General features: G+C 72.8%; 19 protein-coding genes and 1 riboswitch. Of the genes, 6 read left to right on the top strand and 13 right to left on the bottom strand.

The features are described 5' to 3' along the window. Window positions 1–9: 9 nt before the first annotated feature. Both J2850_RS01570 and cobA read right to left on the bottom strand, forming a co-directional pair. Window positions 10–1,338, bottom strand: coding sequence for a cobyrinic acid a,c-diamide synthase CobB (locus tag J2850_RS01570; RefSeq protein WP_209978058.1), 1,329 nt, complete (start codon window positions 1,336–1,338; stop codon window positions 10–12). After that, window positions 1,331–2,131, bottom strand: coding sequence for a uroporphyrinogen-III C-methyltransferase (gene cobA / locus J2850_RS01565; RefSeq protein ID WP_209978056.1), 801 nt, complete (start codon window positions 2,129–2,131; stop codon window positions 1,331–1,333). The genes J2850_RS01570 and cobA overlap by 8 nt, the downstream gene beginning before the upstream one ends. Between cobA and J2850_RS01560 the strand changes: the two genes are divergently transcribed. After that, window positions 2,130–3,293: a cobalt-precorrin-5B (C(1))-methyltransferase gene (locus J2850_RS01560; protein ID WP_209978426.1), complete on the top strand. Its 1,164-nt coding sequence runs from the start codon at window positions 2,130–2,132 to the stop codon at window positions 3,291–3,293. The genes cobA and J2850_RS01560 overlap by 2 nt on opposite strands. A gap of 149 nt (window positions 3,294–3,442) precedes the next feature. Here J2850_RS01560 and cobM read toward each other — a convergent pair whose 3' ends face one another. The 3 genes from cobM to cbiE are packed head-to-tail and all read right to left on the bottom strand — an operon-like array spanning window position 3,443 to window position 5,894. Further along, entirely contained in the window at window positions 3,443–4,204 is a 762-nt protein-coding gene (gene cobM, locus J2850_RS01555; RefSeq protein WP_209978054.1) for a precorrin-4 C(11)-methyltransferase, read from the bottom strand. Beyond that, window positions 4,201–4,674: a cobalamin biosynthesis protein gene (locus J2850_RS01550; RefSeq protein ID WP_209978052.1), complete on the bottom strand. Its 474-nt coding sequence runs from the start codon at window positions 4,672–4,674 to the stop codon at window positions 4,201–4,203. Before J2850_RS01550 ends, cobM begins: the two co-directional genes overlap by 4 nt. Beyond that, window positions 4,662–5,894, bottom strand: a complete 1,233-nt coding sequence (gene cbiE, locus J2850_RS01545; protein ID WP_209978049.1) for a precorrin-6y C5,15-methyltransferase (decarboxylating) subunit CbiE — start codon at window positions 5,892–5,894, stop codon at window positions 4,662–4,664. The genes J2850_RS01550 and cbiE overlap by 13 nt, the downstream gene beginning before the upstream one ends. Before the next feature lie 34 nt (window positions 5,895–5,928). On the opposite strand from cbiE, the gene J2850_RS01540 reads away from it, so the two are divergent. Further along, the gene (locus tag J2850_RS01540) at window positions 5,929–6,666 is read left to right on the top strand and encodes a cobalt-precorrin-6A reductase (protein ID WP_209978424.1); all 738 of its coding nucleotides are present in this window, start codon (window positions 5,929–5,931) and stop codon (window positions 6,664–6,666) included. A gap of 147 nt (window positions 6,667–6,813) precedes the next feature. Here J2850_RS01540 and cobJ read toward each other — a convergent pair whose 3' ends face one another. The 8 genes from cobJ to J2850_RS01500 all read right to left on the bottom strand — a co-directional run bounded on the left by cobJ (window position 6,814) and on the right by J2850_RS01500 (window position 15,883). Next, window positions 6,814–7,587, bottom strand: a complete 774-nt coding sequence (gene cobJ / locus J2850_RS01535; RefSeq protein ID WP_209978047.1) for a precorrin-3B C(17)-methyltransferase — start codon at window positions 7,585–7,587, stop codon at window positions 6,814–6,816. Beyond that, complete coding sequence (locus J2850_RS01530) at window positions 7,584–8,324, bottom strand: precorrin-2 C(20)-methyltransferase (protein ID WP_209978045.1); 741 nt, start codon at window positions 8,322–8,324, stop codon at window positions 7,584–7,586. Before J2850_RS01530 ends, cobJ begins: the two co-directional genes overlap by 4 nt. Then, window positions 8,321–8,959 (bottom strand): precorrin-8X methylmutase, encoded by a 639-nt coding sequence (locus tag J2850_RS01525; protein ID WP_209978044.1) that lies wholly within the window; start codon window positions 8,957–8,959, stop codon window positions 8,321–8,323. Before J2850_RS01525 ends, J2850_RS01530 begins: the two co-directional genes overlap by 4 nt. Further along, window positions 8,952–10,301: a precorrin-3B synthase gene (gene cobG, locus J2850_RS01520; protein WP_209978042.1), complete on the bottom strand. Its 1,350-nt coding sequence runs from the start codon at window positions 10,299–10,301 to the stop codon at window positions 8,952–8,954. The genes J2850_RS01525 and cobG overlap by 8 nt, the downstream gene beginning before the upstream one ends. Continuing rightward, window positions 10,298–13,702, bottom strand: a complete 3,405-nt coding sequence (gene cobN / locus J2850_RS01515) for a cobaltochelatase subunit CobN (RefSeq protein WP_209978040.1) — start codon at window positions 13,700–13,702, stop codon at window positions 10,298–10,300. Before cobN ends, cobG begins: the two co-directional genes overlap by 4 nt. Before the next feature lie 158 nt (window positions 13,703–13,860). Further along, window positions 13,861–14,910 (bottom strand): cobalamin biosynthesis protein CobW, encoded by a 1,050-nt coding sequence (cobW, locus tag J2850_RS01510; RefSeq protein WP_209978038.1) that lies wholly within the window; start codon window positions 14,908–14,910, stop codon window positions 13,861–13,863. Between the two features lie 13 nt (window positions 14,911–14,923). Beyond that, window positions 14,924–15,664, bottom strand: a complete 741-nt coding sequence (locus J2850_RS01505) for a CbtA family protein (RefSeq protein ID WP_209978036.1) — start codon at window positions 15,662–15,664, stop codon at window positions 14,924–14,926. A gap of 9 nt (window positions 15,665–15,673) precedes the next feature. After that, window positions 15,674–15,883 carry a CbtB domain-containing protein gene (locus J2850_RS01500; RefSeq protein ID WP_209978034.1) on the bottom strand — a complete coding sequence of 70 codons (210 nt, stop codon included), beginning with the start codon at window positions 15,881–15,883 and terminating at the stop codon, window positions 15,674–15,676. A 42-nt stretch (window positions 15,884–15,925) separates the two neighbouring features. Next, a riboswitch (cobalamin riboswitch) is annotated at window positions 15,926–16,143 on the bottom strand. Between the two features lie 315 nt (window positions 16,144–16,458). On the opposite strand from J2850_RS01500, the gene J2850_RS01495 reads away from it, so the two are divergent. From J2850_RS01495 to J2850_RS01480, 4 genes are all read left to right on the top strand, one after another. Further along, entirely contained in the window at window positions 16,459–17,226 is a 768-nt protein-coding gene (locus tag J2850_RS01495) for an ABC transporter ATP-binding protein (protein WP_209978032.1), read from the top strand. Further along, window positions 17,219–17,956 (top strand): ABC transporter ATP-binding protein, encoded by a 738-nt coding sequence (locus J2850_RS01490; RefSeq protein ID WP_209978030.1) that lies wholly within the window; start codon window positions 17,219–17,221, stop codon window positions 17,954–17,956. Before J2850_RS01495 ends, J2850_RS01490 begins: the two co-directional genes overlap by 8 nt. Before the next feature lie 132 nt (window positions 17,957–18,088). Then, the gene (locus J2850_RS01485) at window positions 18,089–19,297 is read left to right on the top strand and encodes an ABC transporter substrate-binding protein (protein WP_209978028.1); all 1,209 of its coding nucleotides are present in this window, start codon (window positions 18,089–18,091) and stop codon (window positions 19,295–19,297) included. Window positions 19,298–19,427: 130 nt separating this feature from the next. Next, window positions 19,428–20,315 carry a branched-chain amino acid ABC transporter permease gene (locus tag J2850_RS01480; RefSeq protein ID WP_209978026.1) on the top strand — a complete coding sequence of 296 codons (888 nt, stop codon included), beginning with the start codon at window positions 19,428–19,430 and terminating at the stop codon, window positions 20,313–20,315. Window positions 20,316–20,317 lie beyond the last annotated feature (2 nt).

Genomic DNA, 20,317 nt, shown 5'->3' with positions numbered 1-20,317 from the left:
ATCCTCCCCTCAGCCTCTGGCGATCAAATGGACGAAGGAGCCGAGCGCCCGCCCGCGCCGCCCGCCGAGCGGCCCGAGGTCGGTGCCGTCGGCCGTCCGCGCCGCCAGCAGCGGCTCGTCGCCGCCGCGGTCGAGCGTCGAGGCATAGTGGAACTCGTGCCCCATCAGCACGGTGCCCGCCCGTCCCAGCGGTCCGCCGGCCGCCAGTTCCGCCCGCCGGTAGCCGAGATGCAGCCGGCGTTTGGCGAAGGAGGTGCGGACGCCGAGCAGCCCGGCCATCGCGTGGGTGACGCCGCCGGCATCCTCCAGCGTCTCGCCCATCACCATGTAGCCGCCACATTCGCCGTAGACCGGCACCCGCTCCGCCGCGGCGCGCAGGCCGGCCAGGAAGCGGCCGTTGGCGGCGAGGCGGCCGGCATGCAGCTCCGGATAGCCACCGGGCAGATAGACGGCGTCGGCGTCGGCCGGCGGCGCCTCGTCGGCCAGCGGCGAGAAGACGGACAGCTCCGCTCCCGCCGCCTGCCAGCCGGCCACGAGGTGCGGATAGACGAAGGTGAAGGCGGCGTCGCGCGCGACGGCGATCCGCTGGCCGAGCGGAGCCAGGGCCGGGGCGTCGGTGCCGCGGCCGGTCCGCGTCGGGCGGGCGAGGGCGGCGACGCGGTCGAGGTCGACATGCTCGCCGACGAAGCGGCCCAGCGCAGCCAGGCGATCGTTCAGCCCCTCGGTCTCGTCGGCCTGGACGAGGCCGAGATGGCGCTCGGGCAGCGTCAGGTCCGGGGCGCGGGGCAGGGCGCCCAGCAGCGGGATGCCGAGCGCCTCGATGGCGGAGCCGGCGAGCGCGGTGTGGCGCGGGCTGCCGACATTGTTCAGCACGACGCCGCCGATGGTGACGTCGTCGCGGTAGGTGGCGAAGCCCTTCACCAGGGCCGCCGCCGACTGCGACTGGCCCTTGGCGTTGACCACCAGCAGCACCGGCCAGCCGGTGCGCGCCGCGACCTCCGCCGTCGAGCCGGTGCCGGTGGCGCCGATCCCGGCGACGCCGTCGAACAGACCCATCAGCGCCTCGCAGACCAGCAGGTCGGCGCCGTCGCCCGCCTGGGCGATCAGCCCGTCGAGCAGGTCCGGCCCCATCGCCCAGGTGTCGAGGTTGACGCTCGGCCGGCCGGTGGCGGCGCGGTGAAAGGCCGGATCGATGTAGTCCGGTCCCGATTTCACCGCGCCAACCGCCACGCCGCGGGCACGGAAAGCCGCCAGCAGCCCGAGCGTCAGCGTCGTCTTGCCGGTGCCGGAGGCCGGGGCGGCGACGATGAGGCCCCTGGTGAGGGTGCCGTCAGTCATTGGAGAGCGCCGCCTGGGCCGGCAGCCAGTCCAGCGCCGGCCGCAGCCGCACCACCTCGCCGACCACGATGATCGCCGGCGGTTCCAGCCCGCTCGCCGCGAGGTCGGCGACGCAGCGGTCGAGGCTGGTGACCAGGCTCTTCTGGCCGGGAGTGGTCGCCTCCGTCACCACGCCGACCGGGGTGTCGGGCGGCAGGCCGCCCGCCATCAGCTCCGCGGCGATGGCCGGCAGCGCCTTCCATCCCATATAGAGGATCAGCGGCGCCCTGGTGGCGGCCAGCGCCCGCCAGTCCGGCCCGCCGCCCAGCGAATGGCCGGTGGCCAGGATCACCACCTGGTTGGTGTCGCGGTGGGTCGCCGGGATGCCGGCATAGGCCGGGCCGGCGATGCCCGAGGTGATGCCCGGCACGATGCGGAACGGGATGCCGTGGGCGGCCAGCGCCTGCGCCTCCTCGCCGCCGCGGCCGAAGACGAAGGGGTCGCCGCCCTTCAGCCGCAGCACCCGGTGGCCTTCCCTGGCCAGCTCGATCAGGCGGTTGGTGATGTCGTCCTGGTGGGCGGAGGGGCGGCCGCCGCGCTTGCCGGCGAACTCCAGCCGCGCCGCCGGGCCGGCCAGCGCCATGATCCGCTCGCCGACCAGCGCATCGTGGACGATGACGTCGGCTTGCCGTAGACCTTGCAGGGCCAGCAGGGTCAGCAGGCCCGGGTCGCCGGGGCCGGAACCGGCCAGCCAGACGCTGCCGGGGGCGAAGGGGACCAGGACGCTTTCGGGAATGGACGACTCAGACGACATGAACGCGGACTCGGGTTCGGACGGCGGGGAAACGGTTGGCGACGGTGCTGTACCGGAGCATGCTACACCCTTGCGCCGCGGCTGGACGACGGGAACCTGCGCCACCGCCGCGGCACGGGCGGCGGCCGAGGCGCTGTTCGGCCGGGACTTCCCCGACCCGGTTGCCGTAACCCTGCCCGGCGGCCAGACGCCGGCCTTCGCCCTGGCGGTGACGGAGCGTGGGGAGGGACCCGAGGGCTCCTGGGCAATGGCCGGGGTGGTGAAGGACGCCGGCGACGATCCCGACGTGACGCACGGCGCGCTGGTGCGCGCGCGGGTCTGGGCGGGGGCGCCCGGCAGCGGCGTCACTTTCCGCGCCGGTCCCGGCGTCGGCACGGTGACCCTGCCCGGCCTGCCGCTGCCGGTGGGCGAGCCCGCCATCAACCCGGTGCCGCGCACCATGATCGCGCACGCCGTCGGCGAGGCGGCGCAAGCCGCCGGCCTGTCTCCCGACCTCGTGGTGGAGGTCGGGGTCGAGAATGGCGAGGTGCTGGCCAGGCGCACCATGAATGGCCGGCTCGGCATCGTCGGCGGCCTGTCGATCCTGGGGACGACCGGCATCGTCGTGCCCTATTCCTGCGCCGCCTGGATCGCCTCGATCCAGCGCGGCATCGACGTGGCGCGGGCCGCCGGGCTCACCCATGTCGCCGCCTGCACCGGCGACCTGTCGGAAAAGGCGGTGGTGGCGCGCTACGGCTTCGCCGAGCAGGCGCTGATCGACATGGGCGACTTCGCCGGCGGCACGCTGAAATACCTGCGCCGCCACCCGGTCCCGCGCCTGACCCTGTGCGGCGGCTTCGCCAAGTTCGGCAAGCTGGCGCGCGGGCTGATGGACCTGCATTCCAAGCGCGGCAGCGTCGATTTCGACTGGCTGGCCGACCGGCTGGCGGAGCTTGGCGCCGGGCCGGAGCTGGTCGCCGGGGCGCGGGGCGCCAACACCGCCGCCCAGGTGCTGGGCATGGCCGCCGCCGCCGGCCTGCCGCTCGCCGACCACGTCGCCGAACTGGCGCGCCATGCCGCGCTGGCGGTGCTGGAGGGCGCGCCGGTGGCGGTCGAGGTGCTGGTCACCGACCGCCAGGGCAGGATCGTCGGCGGCGCGCCCTTTGAAAAGAGCGGCATTTGACGCGACCGCATGGCGTTCCCCCTCCCCCCCGGGGAGAGGGGCAGGGTGAGGCGGACGCGCCGCGAGGACATCTTCGGCTGTGCCGAACCCCCTCATCCCGGCCTTTTCCCCAGGGGGGAGAAGGGGAAAAGCGCCCGTTGCCGTGAGCGTCACTCCCCCAGCCCCCGGTAGCGGCGGACATGGCTGCCGTCGTAGAGCGCGCTGCAGCGGAACTCCTCGTGCTCCAGCGCCGGGCCGACCAGGATCAGCGCGGTGCGTTCCATCGGCGAGGCCGCGACCTGCGCCGCGATGTCCGCCAGCGTGCCGCGCAGCACCCGCTCGTCCGGCCAGGTGGCGCGGTAGACCACGGCGGCCGGGCAGCCGGCGCCGTAGAGCGGGGTCAGCCGCTCCACCACCCGGTCGATGACGTGGATCGACAGGTGGATCGCCAGCGTGGCGCCCGACGCCCCCAGCACCTCCAGCGTCTCGTTGGCCGGCATCGCCGAGGCGCGCCCCTCGGTGCGGGTCAGGATCAGCGTCTGGCTGACCTCCGGCAGGGTCAGCTCCCGGCCCAGCGCCGCCGAGGCGGCGGCGAAGGCCGGCACGCCGGGGGTGATGGTGTAGGGGATGCCGAGTTCGCGCAGCGCCCGCGTCTGCTCGCCGAGCGCGCTGTAGACCGACAGGTCGCCGGAATGCAGGCGCGACACCTCCCGGCCTGCCTCGTGGGCGGCGCGGAATTCGCCGACGATCTGCTCCAGCGTCATCGGCGCGGTATCGACGATGCGGGCGCCGGGCGGGGCGTGGGCGATGATCTCCTTCGGCACCAGCGAGCCGGCATAGAGGCACACCGGGCAACGCGCGATCAGGTCGCGGCCGCGCAGGGTCAGCAGGTCGGGAGCCCCCGGTCCGGCGCCGATGAAATGGACGGTCATGAACGGGTCTCCGGCAAATCGGCTACGGACGAATCGGCTTTGGGCAGGGCGATCGCCGGCAGGGCGAGCGCCACGGTGGCGCGGGGGGTGGAGCGGCGCGGCAGCAGCAGGCGCGATCCCGGCCCGGCGGCGGCCAGCGCCGCGGCCTCGGCGACCGACGCGAGGCCGACGGCGGCCAGCACGGTGGCCGAGCGCGTCTGCGCCCGGTCCTGCGCGTCCAGCATGGCGTCCTCGCCGACGAAGCGCAGCGGCAGGCCGAGTGTGCGGGCGGCCTCCGCCAGCCCGGCCTCGCCGGCCTTCATCGCCGGTGCGGCGAGCGCTGCCAGTGTCCGGGCGGTGCCGGGCAGCCCGGCCTCGTCGAAGGCGGCGACCACCAAGCCGGCGATCTCCTCCCAGCCGCAGCCGCGGCGGCAGCCGAGCCCGACGAAGACCGGGCCGAACAGCAGGCTTTCGGGGGTCAGGCCGTCCATGGTTTCTCCACCCGCCATAGCGTCACCGGCATCGCCGGTCGCCAGCCGCGGAAACCGCCGACGCTGGAGGCGCGCGACACCGCGACCTGCGCCAGCTCGCCGCCCAGCCGCCTGTGCGCATCGATCAGCACCGCCTCGCTCTCCAGCGTCACCGCGTTGGCGGCCAGCCGGCCGCCGGGGGCCAGCGCCTCCCAGCAGGCCTCCAGCACGCCGTCGCCGGTCAGGCCGCCGCCGATGAAGATCGCGTCCGGTCGCTCCAGCCCGGCCAGCGCCGCCGGCGCCCGGCCGCGGGCCAGCGCCAGGCTGGGGACGCCGAGCGCCGAGGCGTTGGCCAGGATGCGGGCGATGCGCTCCTCGTGATGCTCGACGGCGACGGCGCGGTTGGCAGGATCGCGCAGCATCCATTCGATGCCGATCGAGCCCGACCCGGCGCCGACGTCCCACAGCAGCTCCCCCCGGCGCGGCGCCAGGAAGGACAGGGTGACGGCGCGGACCTCGCGCTTGGTGATCTGGCCATCATGCGCGAACCAGTCGTCGGGCAGGCCGGGGGCCAGCGGCAGGATGCGGGCGCCGGGGGCGGCGACGCAATCCAGCGCGATGGTGTTCAGGTCGCCGACGCGATCCATGCTCCAGCCGTCGGCGGTGGCCTCGTGCCGCTCCTCGCGCGGGCCGCCCATCGCCTCCAGCACCGTGAGGCGGGAGGCGCCGAAGCCGCGGGCGCGCAGCAGGGCCGCCAGCTTGGCTGGCGTCGTTCCGTCCCAGGAAAGAAGCAGCAGTTTGGCATTCGGTTGCAGATGCGGAACGACCAGCTCCAGCGGGCGGCCATGGACGGTCAGGCAGCGGCAGTCCTGCAGCGGCCAGCCCAGCCGGGCTGCGGCGAGGCTGAAGGCCGAGGGCGCCGGGATCACCGTCGTTTCCGATGCCGGAACGAGGCGCGACAGCGTGGCGCCCACCCCGTACCAGGACGGGTCGCCGCTCGCCAGCACGCACACCCGCTGCCCGCGCCGGCCCAGCAGGTCGGGGAAGGCGCCGGTCATCGGCGAGGGCCAGGAAAGCCGTTCCTGTCCCGCAACGGCCGGCACCAGCCCGAGATGGCGCTCGCCGCCATAAAGGACGGCGGCGCTCTCCACCGCGGCGCGGCCGGCGGGCGGCAAACCGTCCCAGCCCTCCGCGCCGATGCCGACGATGGTGAGCCAGCGGGGCGATGCCGTGCTATCCATGGCGGCGGTCCTGACGGGCGGGGAGGGGATTGCGGTGCTGAAGGCGTTGATATTGGGAGGCACGACCGAGGCGACGGCGCTGGCCAGGCGGCTCGCCGGCCATCCGCGCGTCGATGCCCGCGTGTCGCTGGCCGGCCGCACGAAGAACCCGGTGCTGCCGCCGCTGCCGACCCGCATCGGCGGCTTCGGCGGGGTGGACGGCCTGGCGGGCTACCTGCGTTCCGAGGGGATCGCCGCGGTGATCGACGCCACCCATCCCTTCGCGGCCCGGATCTCCGCCAACGCCGCTGCGGCCTGCGCGCAGGCCGGCATGGCGCTGCGTCTGCTGACCCGGCCGGCCTGGACGGCAGGGCCGGGCGACCGCTGGATCGGCGTGCCCGACATGGCCGCCGCCGCGCTGGCCGTGCGCGACCTCGGCGACGGCGTCTTCCTTACCGTCGGCCGGCAGGAGGTCGCCGCCTTCGAGGTGGTGCCCGACAAGCGCTACCTGATCCGCGCCGTCGACCCCCCCGATCCGATGCCGGCCCTGCCGCGGGCCACCCTGATCCTCGACCGCGGCCCTTTCACCGTGGCGGGCGAGCTGGCGCTGATGCGCAGGCACGGCGTCGAGGTGGTGGTCAGCAAGAACAGCGGCGGCCGGGCGACCGACGCGAAGCTGGAGGCCGCGCGGGAGCTGGGGCTGCCGGTGGTGATGGTCGAACGCCCGGCCGGCAACGGCGTGCCGGAGCTGCACGACGTCGACGCGGCGGTGGCGTGGCTGGAGGGGCTGTGAAACCGGTGCCCCCTCCCTAACCCTCCCCCGCTTCGCAGGAGTGGGGACTGCCGCCGAACGCCGACCAGCATCCTGCCCCCTCTCCCGCAAAGCGGGGGAGGGATGGGGAGGGGGCATGCAAGGCCGCACTGCCATCGCTCCCATCCCTCACCCCCGATAGTGCCGGGGCGTGTACACCCAGGCGCCGCCGTCGGCGCGCGGCACCAGGCGGGTGTGGGAGGCGCCGATGATGACGAGGGTGCGCATGTCCGCCTGCTCCGCCCGCACCTCGCCCAACGTGGTCACGGTCAGCGCCTCGTCCGGGCGGCCGACGGCGCGGCCGAGCACGACGGGCGTGCCGGCCTCGCGGATCTCGCGCAGCGCCTCGAAGGCGGCGCCGAGCTGCCAGGGCCGGGCGCGCGAGATCGGGTTGTAGAGCGCGATGACGAAATCCGCCTCGGCCGCCAGCCGCAGGCGCTTCAGCACCACCTCCCATGGCTTCAGGTTGTCCGACAGCGAGATGGCGCAGAAGTCGTGGCCGAGCGGCGCGCCGGCCCGGGCGGCGGCGGCCTGCATCGCCGAGACGCCGGGATCGACCGACAGCGGCACCGCGTGCCAGGCGGCGGGCGCCTCGGGATCGTCCAGCGCCTCGAAGATGGCGGCGGCCATGGCGAAGATGCCGGGATCGCCGCCCGACACCACCGCCACCCGCCGGCCCTGTGCCGCGAGGTCCAGCGCGAAGCGGGCGCGGTCCAGCTCGACCCGGTTGTCGGAGGCGTGGCGCAGCTGCGGCCCCGGCGGCACCCGCTCCACATAAGGCAAATAGCCGACGAGGTCGGTCGCCTCGGCGAGGTCGCGGCGCGCCTCCGGCGTCAGCCAGTCCTCCGGGCCGGGGCCGAGGCCGACGATTTTCAGCCAGCCTCCCGCTTCGATCCCGCTCATCCGCGCTTGCCTTCGCCGGGGATGACGATCTGCGAGAAGTAGGGGGCGCTGTCCGGCGCCTCCAGGAAGGGCATCACGCGCTGTTCCTCCATGCTGGCGCGCTCGACGTACCAGGCGCGCCCGGCCAGCCCGGCGGCGGCGATGGCGCGGCGGACTTTCGGCAGGTTCTGGCCCAGCTTCATCACCACGCAGGCGTCGGCGCCGGTCAGGGCGCGCAGCAGCGCCGCCTCGTCCAGCGTGCCGGGGATCACCGACAGCACGTCGTCGCGCAGCATCAGCGGCCGCGGCAGCAGCGAGGCGCTGCACACCATGCTGGTGACGCCGGGGATCACCTCGGTCGGGAAGCGGCCGGACAGCCGCAGGAACAGGTGCATGAAGGAGCCGTAGAAGAACGGGTCGCCCTCGTTCAGCGCCGCCACCGACCGGCCGGCTGCGAGATGGCCGGCGATGTGCTCGGCCGACTCGTCGAAGAACGCCTCGATCTGGCGGCCGTAGTCCGGATGGTTCGGCGGCAGTTCCACCGTCACCGGATAGACCATCGGCAATTCGATCTGGTCGGGCGCGATCGCCTGATCGGCGATGCGGCGGGCCTGGCCCCTGGTGCCGCGCTTGCAGAAATAGGCGACGACCGGGCAGGCGCCGATGGTGCGCACCGCCTTCAGGGTCATCAGCTCCGGGTCGCCGGGGCCGACGCCGACGCCGAACAGGGTGCCAGGGGTGAAGGGCATGCCGCTCATTCGACGTCGCTCGCCAGCGCGTTGACGGCGGCGGCGGCCATGGCGCTGCCGCCGCGCCGGCCGCGGATCGCCAGATAAGGGACGCCGAAGGGATTCTCCGCCAGCGCCTCCTTGCTTTCCATGGCGCCGACGAAGCCGACGGGGAACCCCAGGATCGCAGCGGGCTTCGGCGCGCCGGCCGCCAGCAGCTCCAGCAGGTAGAACAGGGCGGTCGGCGCGTTGCCGATGGCGACGACCGAGCCGCCGAGACGCCCGCCCCACAGGTCGAGCGCCGCGGCCGAACGGGTGTTGCCGATGCTCCTGGCCAGCTCCGGCACCGCGGCGTCGCGCAGCGTGCAGACCACCGCGTTGTCGGCGGGCAGCCGCGCGCGGGTCACGCCGTGCGCCACCATCTCGCTGTCGCAGAGGATCGGCGCGCCGGCCCGCAGCGCCGCGCGGGCGGCGCTGCCGACATCCGCCGAGAACAGCAGGTCCCGGGCGGCATCGACCATGCCGCAGGCATGGATGACGCGCACCGCCACCGGCTTCAGGTCGTCGGGAATGCCCGACAGGTCGGCCTCCGCCCGGATGGTGGCGAAGGACTGGCGATAGATGGCCGCTCCGTCGCGGATATAGTCGTAGAGCGGCTCAGGCACCGGAGGACTCCTCGGTCAGCAGATCCGCGACGCAGGCCGCCGCGTCGTCGGGGGACAGCCCGGCGCGCAGCACGGCCTCGCCGGGTTTGGCGTTCAGGGCGACGTCATACAGCCCGTCGCGTGCCGTCAGGGTGACATCGGCACGGGCGGGATGGGCGCAGCCCTTGGCGCAGCCCGACACATGCACCATTCGCACGTGCTCCAGCAAGGGGCCTGCGCGCCCGGCGACGGCGAGCGCCGTGGCGTGGGTATCGGTGGTGCCGACATCGCAGCCGCCGGCCCCGCTGCAGGCCGTCAGCTTCAGCCGGCGGTCGTCGTGGGACAGGATGGCGCCATGGGCGCGGGCGGTGGGCTCTGCGTCCTTGGATGGGGCGACGAGCAGGAGGGCGCGCCAGGGGGTGAGGCGGATCTCCGCGCAGGCGGACGCCAGGGCGGCCAGGGCAGCGGCGGTCAGCCGGCCGAAGGGGAAGGCGGTGACCAGCGCCGGGGATTGCTCCATCTCCCCCCCGGGGAGACGGATGGGATGAGGGGGTTCGGCGCAGCCGAAGACATCCATGAGGTGCGTCCCCCTCACCGTGATCCTCTCCCCGGGGGGGAGAGGAGAAATCTGCGGGGAGAGGCGCCTCCCGATCTCTTCGGTGCCGAGCGCCGCCACCAGCCCGGCCATGCGGCGCGGCGGTTCCGGCAGGCTGTCGCGCAACTCCAGGAAGGCGCGGCCGAGGGCCGAGGCGACGTCGGCCAACCGGTCCTCCCGGCAGACGCCCAGCACCGCCGCCTCCGCCAGCGCCCCACCCAGCGACAGTTGGAATCGCCCGCCGTCCACCGCGTCGAAGCGTACGTCCGTGCTGCTGTCCGCCAGATGGCCGATCCCGCCGCCACAGACCAGCCAGCCGAACTTCGGCGGCAGCCGGTGCAGGCCGGTGTCATCCGCCAGCCGGGCGTCGAGCGACCGCGCCGCCCCCCGTACGTCCAGCGCCGCCGTGGGGTCGAGCCCGGCGGTGGGGGAGCACAGCACGTTGCGCACCGCCTCGCTCGCCGCATCCGTCGCGACGTAGCCCATGGCGCGCAGGGCCTCGGTCACCGGTTCCAGCCCCTCGGCGGAGAGGCCGCGAAGCTGCAGGTTGCCGCGCTGGCTGAGGTCGATCAGGCCGTTGCCGTAACGATCCCCCAACGCCGCGATGCGGCGGGCATGCCCGGCGGGCAGCACTCCGGCGGGAACGCGGACGCGCAGCAGGAGCCCGTCGCCGACCTCCATCGGCGCCAGCACGCCGGGGCAGGCGCCGCGCCGCCGTGGTTGGTTGGGCGGCCGGCTGGGTGGCTGGTTGGGAACGGGGTTCGTCATTCGGGGGCCTCGCGCAGGCGCTGCAGATCCGCCGTGGTGGAGTTGCGGCGGGGATGCCACAGGCCACGGTCGAGCGCTTCGCCCATCCGCGCCACAATGTGCCGGGCGGCGGCCGGGTTGGCCTGCGACAGGAAGTCCCAGACCTCCGCATCCTCGACATAGGCGTCGAACAGCAGGTCGAAATGGGCCGGGCGCACCGCGTCTGTGGTGGCGGCGAAGGCGAACAGCGTGTCGACGCCGGCCGCCAGCTCCGCCGCCCCGCGATAGCCGTGGCGCATCATGCCGCGGATCCAGCGCGGGTTGGCGGCCCGGCCGCGCAGGGTGCGGGCGATCTCCTCCGCCAGCGTGCGCACGGCCAGCTTTTCCGGATCGGCGCTGTCGAGATGGTAGAGCGCCGGTTCGGAGTCCTCCAGCGCCGCCGCCGCGGCGAAGCCGCCCTCATACTGCATGAAGCCGTCGGTCGACAGCACGTCGTGCTCGCGCTGGTCCTGGTGGTGGACCAGCGCGTCGGCGCCGCCGACCCGCCGGCGGAACAGGGCCGGCAGCGGCACCCCCTCCATCCCGGCGCCATAGGCGTGGCAGCCGCCTTCCAAATAGGCGGCGCCGAAATCGGCGCGAACGGCCCAGTCGCCCCGCGCGATCATGCCCGACAGCGCCGTGCCGTAGACGCCGGGGGCGGAGCCGAAGATGCGGGCGGTGGCCCAGCGGCGGGCGTCCTCGGCATTGGTGCCGGCGGCGGCCAGCCGGTCCGCCTCGGCCCGCGCGGCGGCGGCCAGCGGGTTGACGTCGCCGGGCTCGTCCAGTCCGGCCACCGCGCGCACCGCCTGGTCGAACAGGGCGATCTGCTGGGGGAAGACGTCGCGGAACAGGCCGGAGATGCGCAGCGTCACGTCGACCCGTGGCCGGCCGAGCACGCCGGCCGGCATGATCTCGTAGCCGGTGACCCGGCCGGAGCCGTTCTCCCACAGCGGCCGCACCCCCAGCAGGGCCAGCGCCTGGGCCAGCTCGTCGCCGCCGGTGCGCATGGCCGGGGTGCCCCAGCAATCCACCACCAGCCGCTGCGGCCAGTCGCCATGGTCCTGGAGATAGCGGGTGATCAGCGCGTCCGCCGCCTGCCAGCCGAGCGTCCAGGCGGTCGGCGTCGGCACGCCGCGCGGGTCGAGCGCATAGAGGTTGCGCCCGGTCGGCAGCGTGTCCGCGCGCCCGCGCGCCGGCGAACCGCCGGGGCCTGGGCGGACGAAGCGGCCGTCGAGCCCGTCGAGCAGCGCCCGCATCTCGGCCTCGCCGCAGGCATCGAGCGCGTCCGCTACGGCGGCCGGGTCGGCGGCGCGGGCGACGGCGGCGGCCAGCCGGTCGCGGCGCTCGCCCGCCGGGCTTTGCCCGAAGACGTGGAGCCCGTCGCGGATCTGCAGTTCCTTGACGTCGCAGAGATGGGCGTCGAGCCGCGACAGGATGGCGTCGGGGTCGTCGTCCGGCCGTAGGTTGCAGTCGGCGGCCACCCCGGATTTCCAGGCGAGGTCGAGGATCGTCTCGCGCAGCATCCCCAGCCGCCGCGGGTCGAGCCCGGTCGCCTGCGAATACTCGTCGATGGCGGTTTCCAGCGCCGCCAGATCGCCGTGGAGCCCGGCCTCCACCGGCGGCGGCGTCAGGTGGCCGACCAGCACGGCGCCGATCCGGCGGCGGGCCTGCACCCCCTCGCCGGGGTTGTTGACGATGAAGGGATAGAGCACCGGCAGGGCGCCGCCGACGATCTCCGGCCAGCAGTCGGCCGACAGCGCCACCGCCTTGCCCGGCAGCCATTCCAGCGTGCCGTGGGCGCCGATCTGAACCAGGGCATCGGCGCTGAAGACATGGCGGAGCCACAGGTGGAAGGCGAGATAGCCGTGGCTGGGCGGCGTGTCGGGGTCGTGATGCTGGGCGGTGGTCAGCGCGCCATGGCCGCGGCTGGGCTGCACCGCGACCACGGCGTTGCCGCAGTCCAGCAGGCGGAAGGCGAAGGCGTCGCCGTGCAGCGCCGGGTCGGCGGCCGGTTCGCCCCAGGTCGCGGCAATGCGGGCGCGGACGCCAGCGGGGACCAGACGCTCATAGTCGGCCAGCGTCAGGGCGGGGCGGGGGGCAGCGGTCAGCACCTCCATCAGGGCGGCGCCACCGTCCGGCCCACTGTCCGGAAATCCGGACAGGCCGTAGCCCTCGGCGGACAGCCGCCCGAGCATCGCCACGGCGCTGGCCGGGCTGTCCAGCCCCACCGCATGGCCGATGCCGCCACCGGGGCCGGGATAGTCGGACAGCACCAGCGCCAGCCGGCGCTCCGCCCGCGGGGTGCGGGACAGCCGCACCCAGGCGGCGGCGAGGTCGGCGGTGAAGGCCACCCGGTCGGCGATCGGGCGCAGGGCCGGGGCGGCGAACTGCAGGTCAGGGTCGGGCTCCCCCGCCGCCTTGAAGGCGATGGCGCGGGCGATGATGCGGCCGTCCATCTCCGGCAGCACGACGTTCATGGCGAGGTCGGACGGCGCCAGCCCGCGCGCCGATGCCCGCCAGCCCGGCTCCGGCGTGGTCGACAGGATCGCCTGCAGCACCGGTGTGCCGTTGGCCTCCAGCGGCGAGCCGTCCTCGCGCGCGGCGGAGAAGCCGGTGGTGTTGACCACCACGGCGGCGTCCCGTCCGGTCAGGCTGGCGCGCATCCAGGCGGCACAGTCCGGCTCCTTCAGGCTGGCGACGAACAGCGGTCGGGGGGCGAGGCCGCGTTCGGCCAGCGCGTCGCACAGCGCGTGGACCGGGGCGAGGTCGCCGGCCAGCAGGTGGGAGCGGTAGAACACCACCGCCGCCACCGGCGCACCGGCGGCGACGGCACCCGTCCACCCCTCGTAGGCGCCGAAGCGCGGCACCGGCGCCGGATCCTCGCAGGGCAGCGGCGTGCCGGCGAGCGTGGCGGCGCAGGCCAGCAGGTTGGCCATATTGGCGGGGCCGCCCTCGGTGAAGTAGCGCCACAGCCGGTCGGCGGTTTCGGCCGGAACGGTGCCGAAGGCGGTGAGGCCGGGGTCCGGCTGCGCCTCCCCCGGCAGCACGGCCAGCGGGATGCCCCGCGCGCGGCAGACGGCCGACACGCGGTCGAGGCCGTAGCGCCAGTAGCCGCCGCCGCCCAGCAGGCGCAGCACCACCAGCTTCGCGTGCGCGACGACGCCGTCGGCATGGAGGTCGACCGACAGCGGGTGGCCGAGCCGGTTGAGGTTGGCCAGCCGCAGGCTGGGCAAGCGGTCCCGGCCCGCCCGCCAGGCGGCGGCCAGCGCCGTCAGGTCGCTGTCGGAAAAGGACAGCATGACGAGGTCGCCCGGCGTCTGCCCCAGGTCTTCCGCCTGGGGGGCGGCGTCCAGTTCATCCTGGCGGGCGGCGAGCAGGTGCATGGTCGGTCACATCCAGGGGCGGCGGCCCCCTCCCTCCCGCTCTTGCGAGCGGGTCCCTCCCTCCCCCCTCGGCGGACCGAAGGTCCGTCCGATCGCGGGAGAGGGGGAGTCTGCGATGCTAGGGAGGGGCAGGGGGCAAGCGCCGCAGCGACTATACCTTACCCGGCGATCGCCCTGGTCACCGCCTCGCGGTCCAGGCCGGTCTCGCCGATCACCACCAGCCGGCTGCGGCGCTCCTCGCCGGGCTTCCACAGGCGGTCGAAGTGGGTCTGGACGCGGGTGCCGACGCCCTGGACCAGCAGGCGCATGGGCTTGCCGGACACGTCGATGAAGCCCTTCAGGCGCAGCACGCCGTGCAGGCCCGCGACCTCCTCCAGCGTCTTCACCAGCGCGGCGGGATCGGGCTGCGACGGCAGCTCCACCACGAAGCTGGTGAAGTCGTCGTGGTCGTGGCCCTCTTCGTCGTCATGGTGGCTGGGGCGGTTGGCGAGGTCGTCCTCCACCGCGGCACCGACGCCGAGCAGCACCAGCGGGTCGACGGCGCCCTGGGCGGCACGGACCAGCTTGGCGTCGCGGTTCAGCGCCGCGCGGATCAGAGCCTCGACACGGGCGAGGTCGGCGGCCTCCACCAGGTCGGTCTTGTTGACGACGATCAGGTCGGCGCAGAGGAGCTGGTCCTCGAACACCTCCTCGACCGGCGTCTCGTGGTCGACGGTGCCGGCGGCGTCGCGTTGGGCCGCCAGCGCCGCCGGATCGGGGGCGAAGCGCCCCTCGGCCGCGGCGGCGGCATCGACGACGGCGACCACGCCGTCCACCGTCACCCGCGTCTTGATCGCCGGCCAGTGGAAGGCCTGGACCAGCGGCTTGGGCAGGGCGAGGCCGCTGGTCTCGATGATGATGTGCTCCGGCGGCTGCGGCCGGGACAGCAGCTTCTCGATGGCCGGGACGAAATCGTCGGCGACGGTGCAGCACAGGCAGCCGTTCGCCAGCTCGATGACGTCGTCCTCGGTGCAGGTCGGGTTGCCGCAGGCGCGCAGGATGTCGCCGTCGATCCCGACGTCGCCGAACTCGTTGATGATCAGCGCCAGCCGGCGCCCGTCGGCCTTTTCCAGCAGGCCGCGGATCAGCGTGGTCTTGCCGGCGCCGAGGAAGCCGGTGACGACGGTCGCCGGAACCTTTCCGGCGGCCGTCTTGGCAGTTGCGGTCATGGGTGTCTGCTCCTCAGCGGGCGCCGGCCTGCGGCAGGGCGGCGGCGCGCGGTTCGGCGGCACCGGCCAACCCGCCCATCAGCCAGCCGCAGGACGCTCCCAGGATCGCCCAGAACAGGGCGGCGCAGCCCAGCGACTGGGCGACGAAGTGGGCGGCCAGCGCCGGCGGGACGGCACCCTCGGCGCTCTCGGGATGCGGCGCGCCCAGCACGTGGGGCAGGGCCGCGGCCAGCACGCCGGCGGCAATGACGGCGCGGTTGCGGGCGAAGGCGAGCGCCAGCATCCCGGCCCCGGCCCCGGCCGCGGCGGCCAGCCACCAGAGCTGGCGGAGCTCCAGTTCGGCCCCGGCCATGCCCGGCAGTTCCGGCGGCAGCCCGAAGGAGGGGGCGAGCGACACGGCGACGAAGCCACCCATGCCCCACACCAGCCCGCGACGGGCATCGACGGGCCGTCCGGCCAGCAGGATCGCGGCGCCGAGCAGCAGGGCGTAGGCGACGCCGGTCAGCAGGTTGGCGGCGATGGTCAGGCCGACGCGCTGGATCGCCTCCCCGGCGCTGGTCGGCACGCCCTCGCCGACCTCGCGGACCGGGCCGTGCTGATGGCCGTCGGCCGCGGGCGGCGGGGTCACCACTTCGTACTTCTCGGCTTCCAGGATCAGCGGGACGGTGGTCGCCTGCTGAACGACGGACGCGGCCGTGCCGGAGAGCACGCCCGCGACCAGAGCGGCTGTGAACAGCCGCCGAATCAGATCCATTGCCTGCGCTCAGTGGCAGGGGAAGGCGAAGGAATGGCGGGCGTCGTGCGCCGCGTCGTGGATCTGCTGCGGCTGGGCGAAGCCGACGCCGTACAGCAGGAAGCTGCCGAGCAGGATCGCGGCGAAGGCGGCAACTGCGGTCTGGGCCGTGGTTTGCGCCGTGGTCTGGGCCGTGCTGGGCGCGGCGGAACCGGCGGTCCGGATGGAATTGGTCGACATCGGTCTGTTCCCTCTCCCGCCACACCCGGCGGGGTACAGTCAAGGTTGCGGTGTCCGTCGGCAGGTTTCCTGGCTCGCGGGTCACAGCATCGCCGTCCGCCTTCCCGGCCAGGGGGCCAGTGGCATGATGGACGGGACGCTCGCCGCTCACAGTTGCGGGGGCAGCCGCGGTCTTGGATCCCGGAGGGGTCCGCACCGCATTCCCTATTATCCCCGCCGCCGGTCGAGGCGGACGGGGCACCGTCGGACGGTCACCATTGCAGCGCGCACACCGTTTGGCAAGCCCGCAGTGTTGTGTCGGCCCAACGGACGATCTTGCGTCAAAATCCTTTGGGTGTTGTCATGTTTATCAGACAGAGTGTCCGGAAGTCCGACACTTTCCGGTGCCGCTGGTCGCACGGGCTGCGGACGGCGCGCCGGCGGACCGCTCGGGAAACCGTGGGGCCGGCCGGCCGGCATAACAGAGAGGATGGCTTGGCACGGTTCGTGCGTACAACAATCTGTGGAACGTCCCGCCGCATGACAGCAACGAGCCGGACGGCAACGAAGGACGAAGGGAGGGGAATTCACGACCGATGAACGCTGCACCCAACGACGACATCATCCTGGAAGCGCGCGGCCTGACGAAGGAGTTCAAGGGCTTCGTGGCGGTCAAGGAGGTGAACCTGCAGGTGAGGCGGGGCACCATCCATGCGCTGATCGGCCCGAACGGCGCCGGCAAGAGCACGGTGTTCAACCTGCTGACCAAGTTCCTGACGCCCACGCGCGGCCAGATCCTCTACAAGGGCCGCGACATCACCCGCACCAAGCCGGCGGACATCGCGCTGATGGGGCTGGTGCGCTCCTTCCAGATCTCGGCCGTCTTCCCCCACCTCTCCGTCCTGGAGAACGTCCGCGTCGCGCTGCAGCGGCCGCTCGGCACCAGCTTCCATTTCTGGAAGTCGGAGGCGACGCTCTACGACCTGCACGACCGCGCCCTGGAACTGATCGAGGCGGTCAACCTCAGCCCCTGGGCCAACCATCTCGCCGCCGAACTGCCCTATGGCCGCAAGCGCGCGCTGGAGATCGCCACCACCCTGGCGCTCGACCCGGAGGTCATGCTGCTCGACGAGCCGCTGGCCGGCATGGGCCATGAGGACATCGAGGGCACGGCGGCTCTCATCAAGCGCGTCGCCGCCGACCGCACCGTGCTGATGGTCGAGCACAACCTGTCGGTCGTCGCCCACCTGTCCGACACCATCACCGTGCTGCGCCGTGGCGAGATCCTGGCGGAGGGGCCGTACGAGGTGGTCTCGAAGAACGCCCAGGTGATGGAAGCTTATATGGGGACCGGACATGCCTGACGGCGCGATGACCAAGACGGCCAAAACGGGGACTGCGATGCTGGAGATCGCCGACCTGCACGGCTTCTACGGCGAGAGCCACGTGCTGCACGGGGTCTCGCTGGAGGTGCGCCAGGGCGAGGTGGTGACGCTGCTGGGCCGCAACGGGGCCGGCAAGACCTCGACCATGCGCGCCATCATGGGGATCATGGGCAAGCGCACCGGCTCGATCCGCTTCCAGGGCACCGAGCTGATCGGCATGGCGCAGCACCGGATCCCGCGCCTTGGCATCGGCTATGTGCCGGAGGAGCGCGGCATCTTCTCAAGCCTCAGCGTCGACGAGAACCTGACGCTGCCGCCGGTGGTGAAGGACGGCGGGATGACGGTCCCGCAGATCTACGACCTGTTCCCCAACCTGAAGGGCCGCGGCAGCACTCAGGGCACGCGGCTGTCGGGCGGCGAGCAGCAGATGCTGGCGATCGCCCGCATCCTGCGCACCGGCGCCACCCTGATCCTGCTGGACGAGCCGACCGAGGGGCTGGCCCCGGTGATCATCGAGCAGATCGGCGTCGCGGTGCGCGCGCTCAAGGCCCGCGGCTTCACCATCGTGCTGGTCGAGCAGAACTTCCGCTTCGCCGCCACCATCGCCGACCGCCACTACGTCATGGAGGAGGGACATGTCGTCGACATGATCCCCAACGACCAGCTCGCCGCCAACATGGACAAGCTCCACACCTATCTCGGCGTCTAGGCGCGACGGTCCGGGTGCCTTCGGGCGGCAGGCTTCCGGCCTGCGGCGGAAGCACCCGCCACCGGCGCCGCGCGATAGCAATCCCCCCAATAACAGTCGCCAATAACAGTCCCAAGAGGGAGAAACCGTCTGATGCGCAGCCTTCTACTCGCCGGCACCGCCCTGCTCACGCTCGCCGGGACCGCCGTCCAGGCCAATGCCCAGGTGTCGGACAACGTCGTCCGCATCGGCGTGCTGAACGACCGCTCCGGCATCTATGCCGACCTGGCGGGCGAGGGGTCCGCCATCGCCGCGCGGATGGCGGCGGAGGAGTTCGGCAACAAGGTCGCCGGCGCGCCGATCGAGATCATCGTCGCCGACCACCAGAACAAGGCCGACATCGCCGCCTCGAAGGCCCGCGAGTGGGTCGACACCGGCGGCGTCGACGCCATCGCCGACGTGCCGAACTCGGCCGCCGCCCTTGCGGTGCAGGGCATCACAAAGGACAAGAAGCGCATCTTCCTGATGTCCGGTCCGGGGGCCACCGCGCTCAGCGGCGCGCAGTGCAGCCCCTACGGCTTCCAGTGGACCTACGACAACTACGCCATGGCCGCCGGCACCGGCCGCGCGCTGGTCGAGCAGGGCAAGAAGAAGTGGTTCTTCGTGACCGCCGACTACGCCTTCGGGCAGTCGCTGGAGGAGGAGACCACCAAGATGGTCAAGTCGCTGGGCGGCACGGTCGCCGGGGCCGTGCGCCACCCGCTCGGCACCTCCGACTTCTCGTCCTTCCTGCTGCAGGCCCAGGGCTCCGGCGCCGACGTGATCGGCCTGGCGAACGCCGGCGGCGACACCGTCAACGCGGTCAAGCAGGCCGCCGAGTTCGGCATCACCCAGGCGGGCCAGAGCCTGGCCGGCCTGCTGATGTTCATCTCCGACGTGCATGCGCTGGGACTCCAGGCGGCGCAGGGGCTGATGTTCACCGAAGGCTTCTACTGGGACATGGACGACCAGACCCGCGAATGGTCGAAGAAGTTCGAGGAGAAGTCCGGCAGGAAGCCGACCATGGTGCAGGCGGGCGTCTATTCGGCCGTGAAGCACTACCTGAAGTCGGTCGAGGCCGCCAAGACCGACGACTCCGACAAGGTCGCGGCCAAGATGCGCGAGCTGCCGGTCGAGGACATGTTCGCCAGGAAGGGCAAGGTCGCCGCCAACGGCCGCATGTTCCACGACATGTATCTGGTCCAGGTGAAGACGCCGGCCGAATCGAAGGGGGCGTGGGATTATTACAAGATCGTCAAGACCATTCCGGCGGACACCGCCTTCATGGATCCCAAGCAGAGCGGCTGCACCCTGGTGAAGTGAACGGGGGAGGGGGCGGCTCCCGCCCCCTTCCCATCCCTCCTGCGCCCTTGCGAGAGGGGCGGGGGAGGAGGTCGATGCAACAACCACCAATAACAACAACCGTCCACAACGAACCGGGAGAGACGCGGAGATGTTCAGCCTGCTGGGAGTTCCGTCCCAAGTGCTGTTCGGGCAGCTTCTGCTCGGCCTGATCAACGGTTCCTTCTATGCGCTGCTCAGCCTCGGGCTGGCGGTGATCTTCGGCATGCTCAACGTCGTCAACATGGCGCACGGCGCGCTGTACATGGTCGGCGCCTTCGTGGCGTGGCTGCTGCTGACCTATGCCGGCGTCGGCTATTGGGGAGCGCTGGTGCTGGCGCCCATCGCGGTCGGGCTGGTCGGGCTGGTGCTGGAGCGCACCATGCTGCGCCGGCTCTACAAGGTCGACCATCTCTACGGCCTGCTGCTGACCTTCGGGCTTGCGCTGATCTTCGAGGGCGCCTTCCGCCACCAGTATGGCGTGTCGGGCCAGCCCTATCCCATCCCCGACCTGCTGAAGGGTGGCCAGAACCTCGGCTTCATGTTCCTGCCCAACTACCGTGGCTGGGTGATCGTCGCCTCGCTGGTGGTCTGCTTCGGCACCTGGTTCGCCATCGAGCGGACCAAGCTGGGCGCCTACCTGCGCGCGGCCACCGAGAACCCGACCCTGGTGCAGGCGTTCGGCATCAACGTGCCGGTGATGGTATCGCTGACCTACGGCTTCGGCGTGGCTCTGGCCGGGCTGGCCGGGGTTCTGGCGGCGCCGATCTACCAGGTCAGCCCGCTGATGGGCTCGAACCTGATCATCATCGTCTTCGCGGTGGTGGTGATCGGCGGCATGGGCTCGATCATGGGCGCCATCGTCACCGGGCTCGGCCTGGGGCTGCTGGAGGGGCTGACCAAGGTCTTCTATCCCGAAGCCTCCAACATCGTCGTCTTCGTCATCATGGCGATCGTTCTTCTCATCAAGCCCGCGGGCCTCTTCGGACGGGAGCGCTGATC

Origin of the sequence: Azospirillum picis (assembly GCF_017876115.1) — a bacterium.
Classification (GTDB): Bacteria; Pseudomonadota; Alphaproteobacteria; order Azospirillales; family Azospirillaceae; genus Azospirillum; species Azospirillum picis.
Note: the sequence above shows the minus strand (reverse complement) of the source record. Positions and strands in the feature narration are given on the sequence as shown.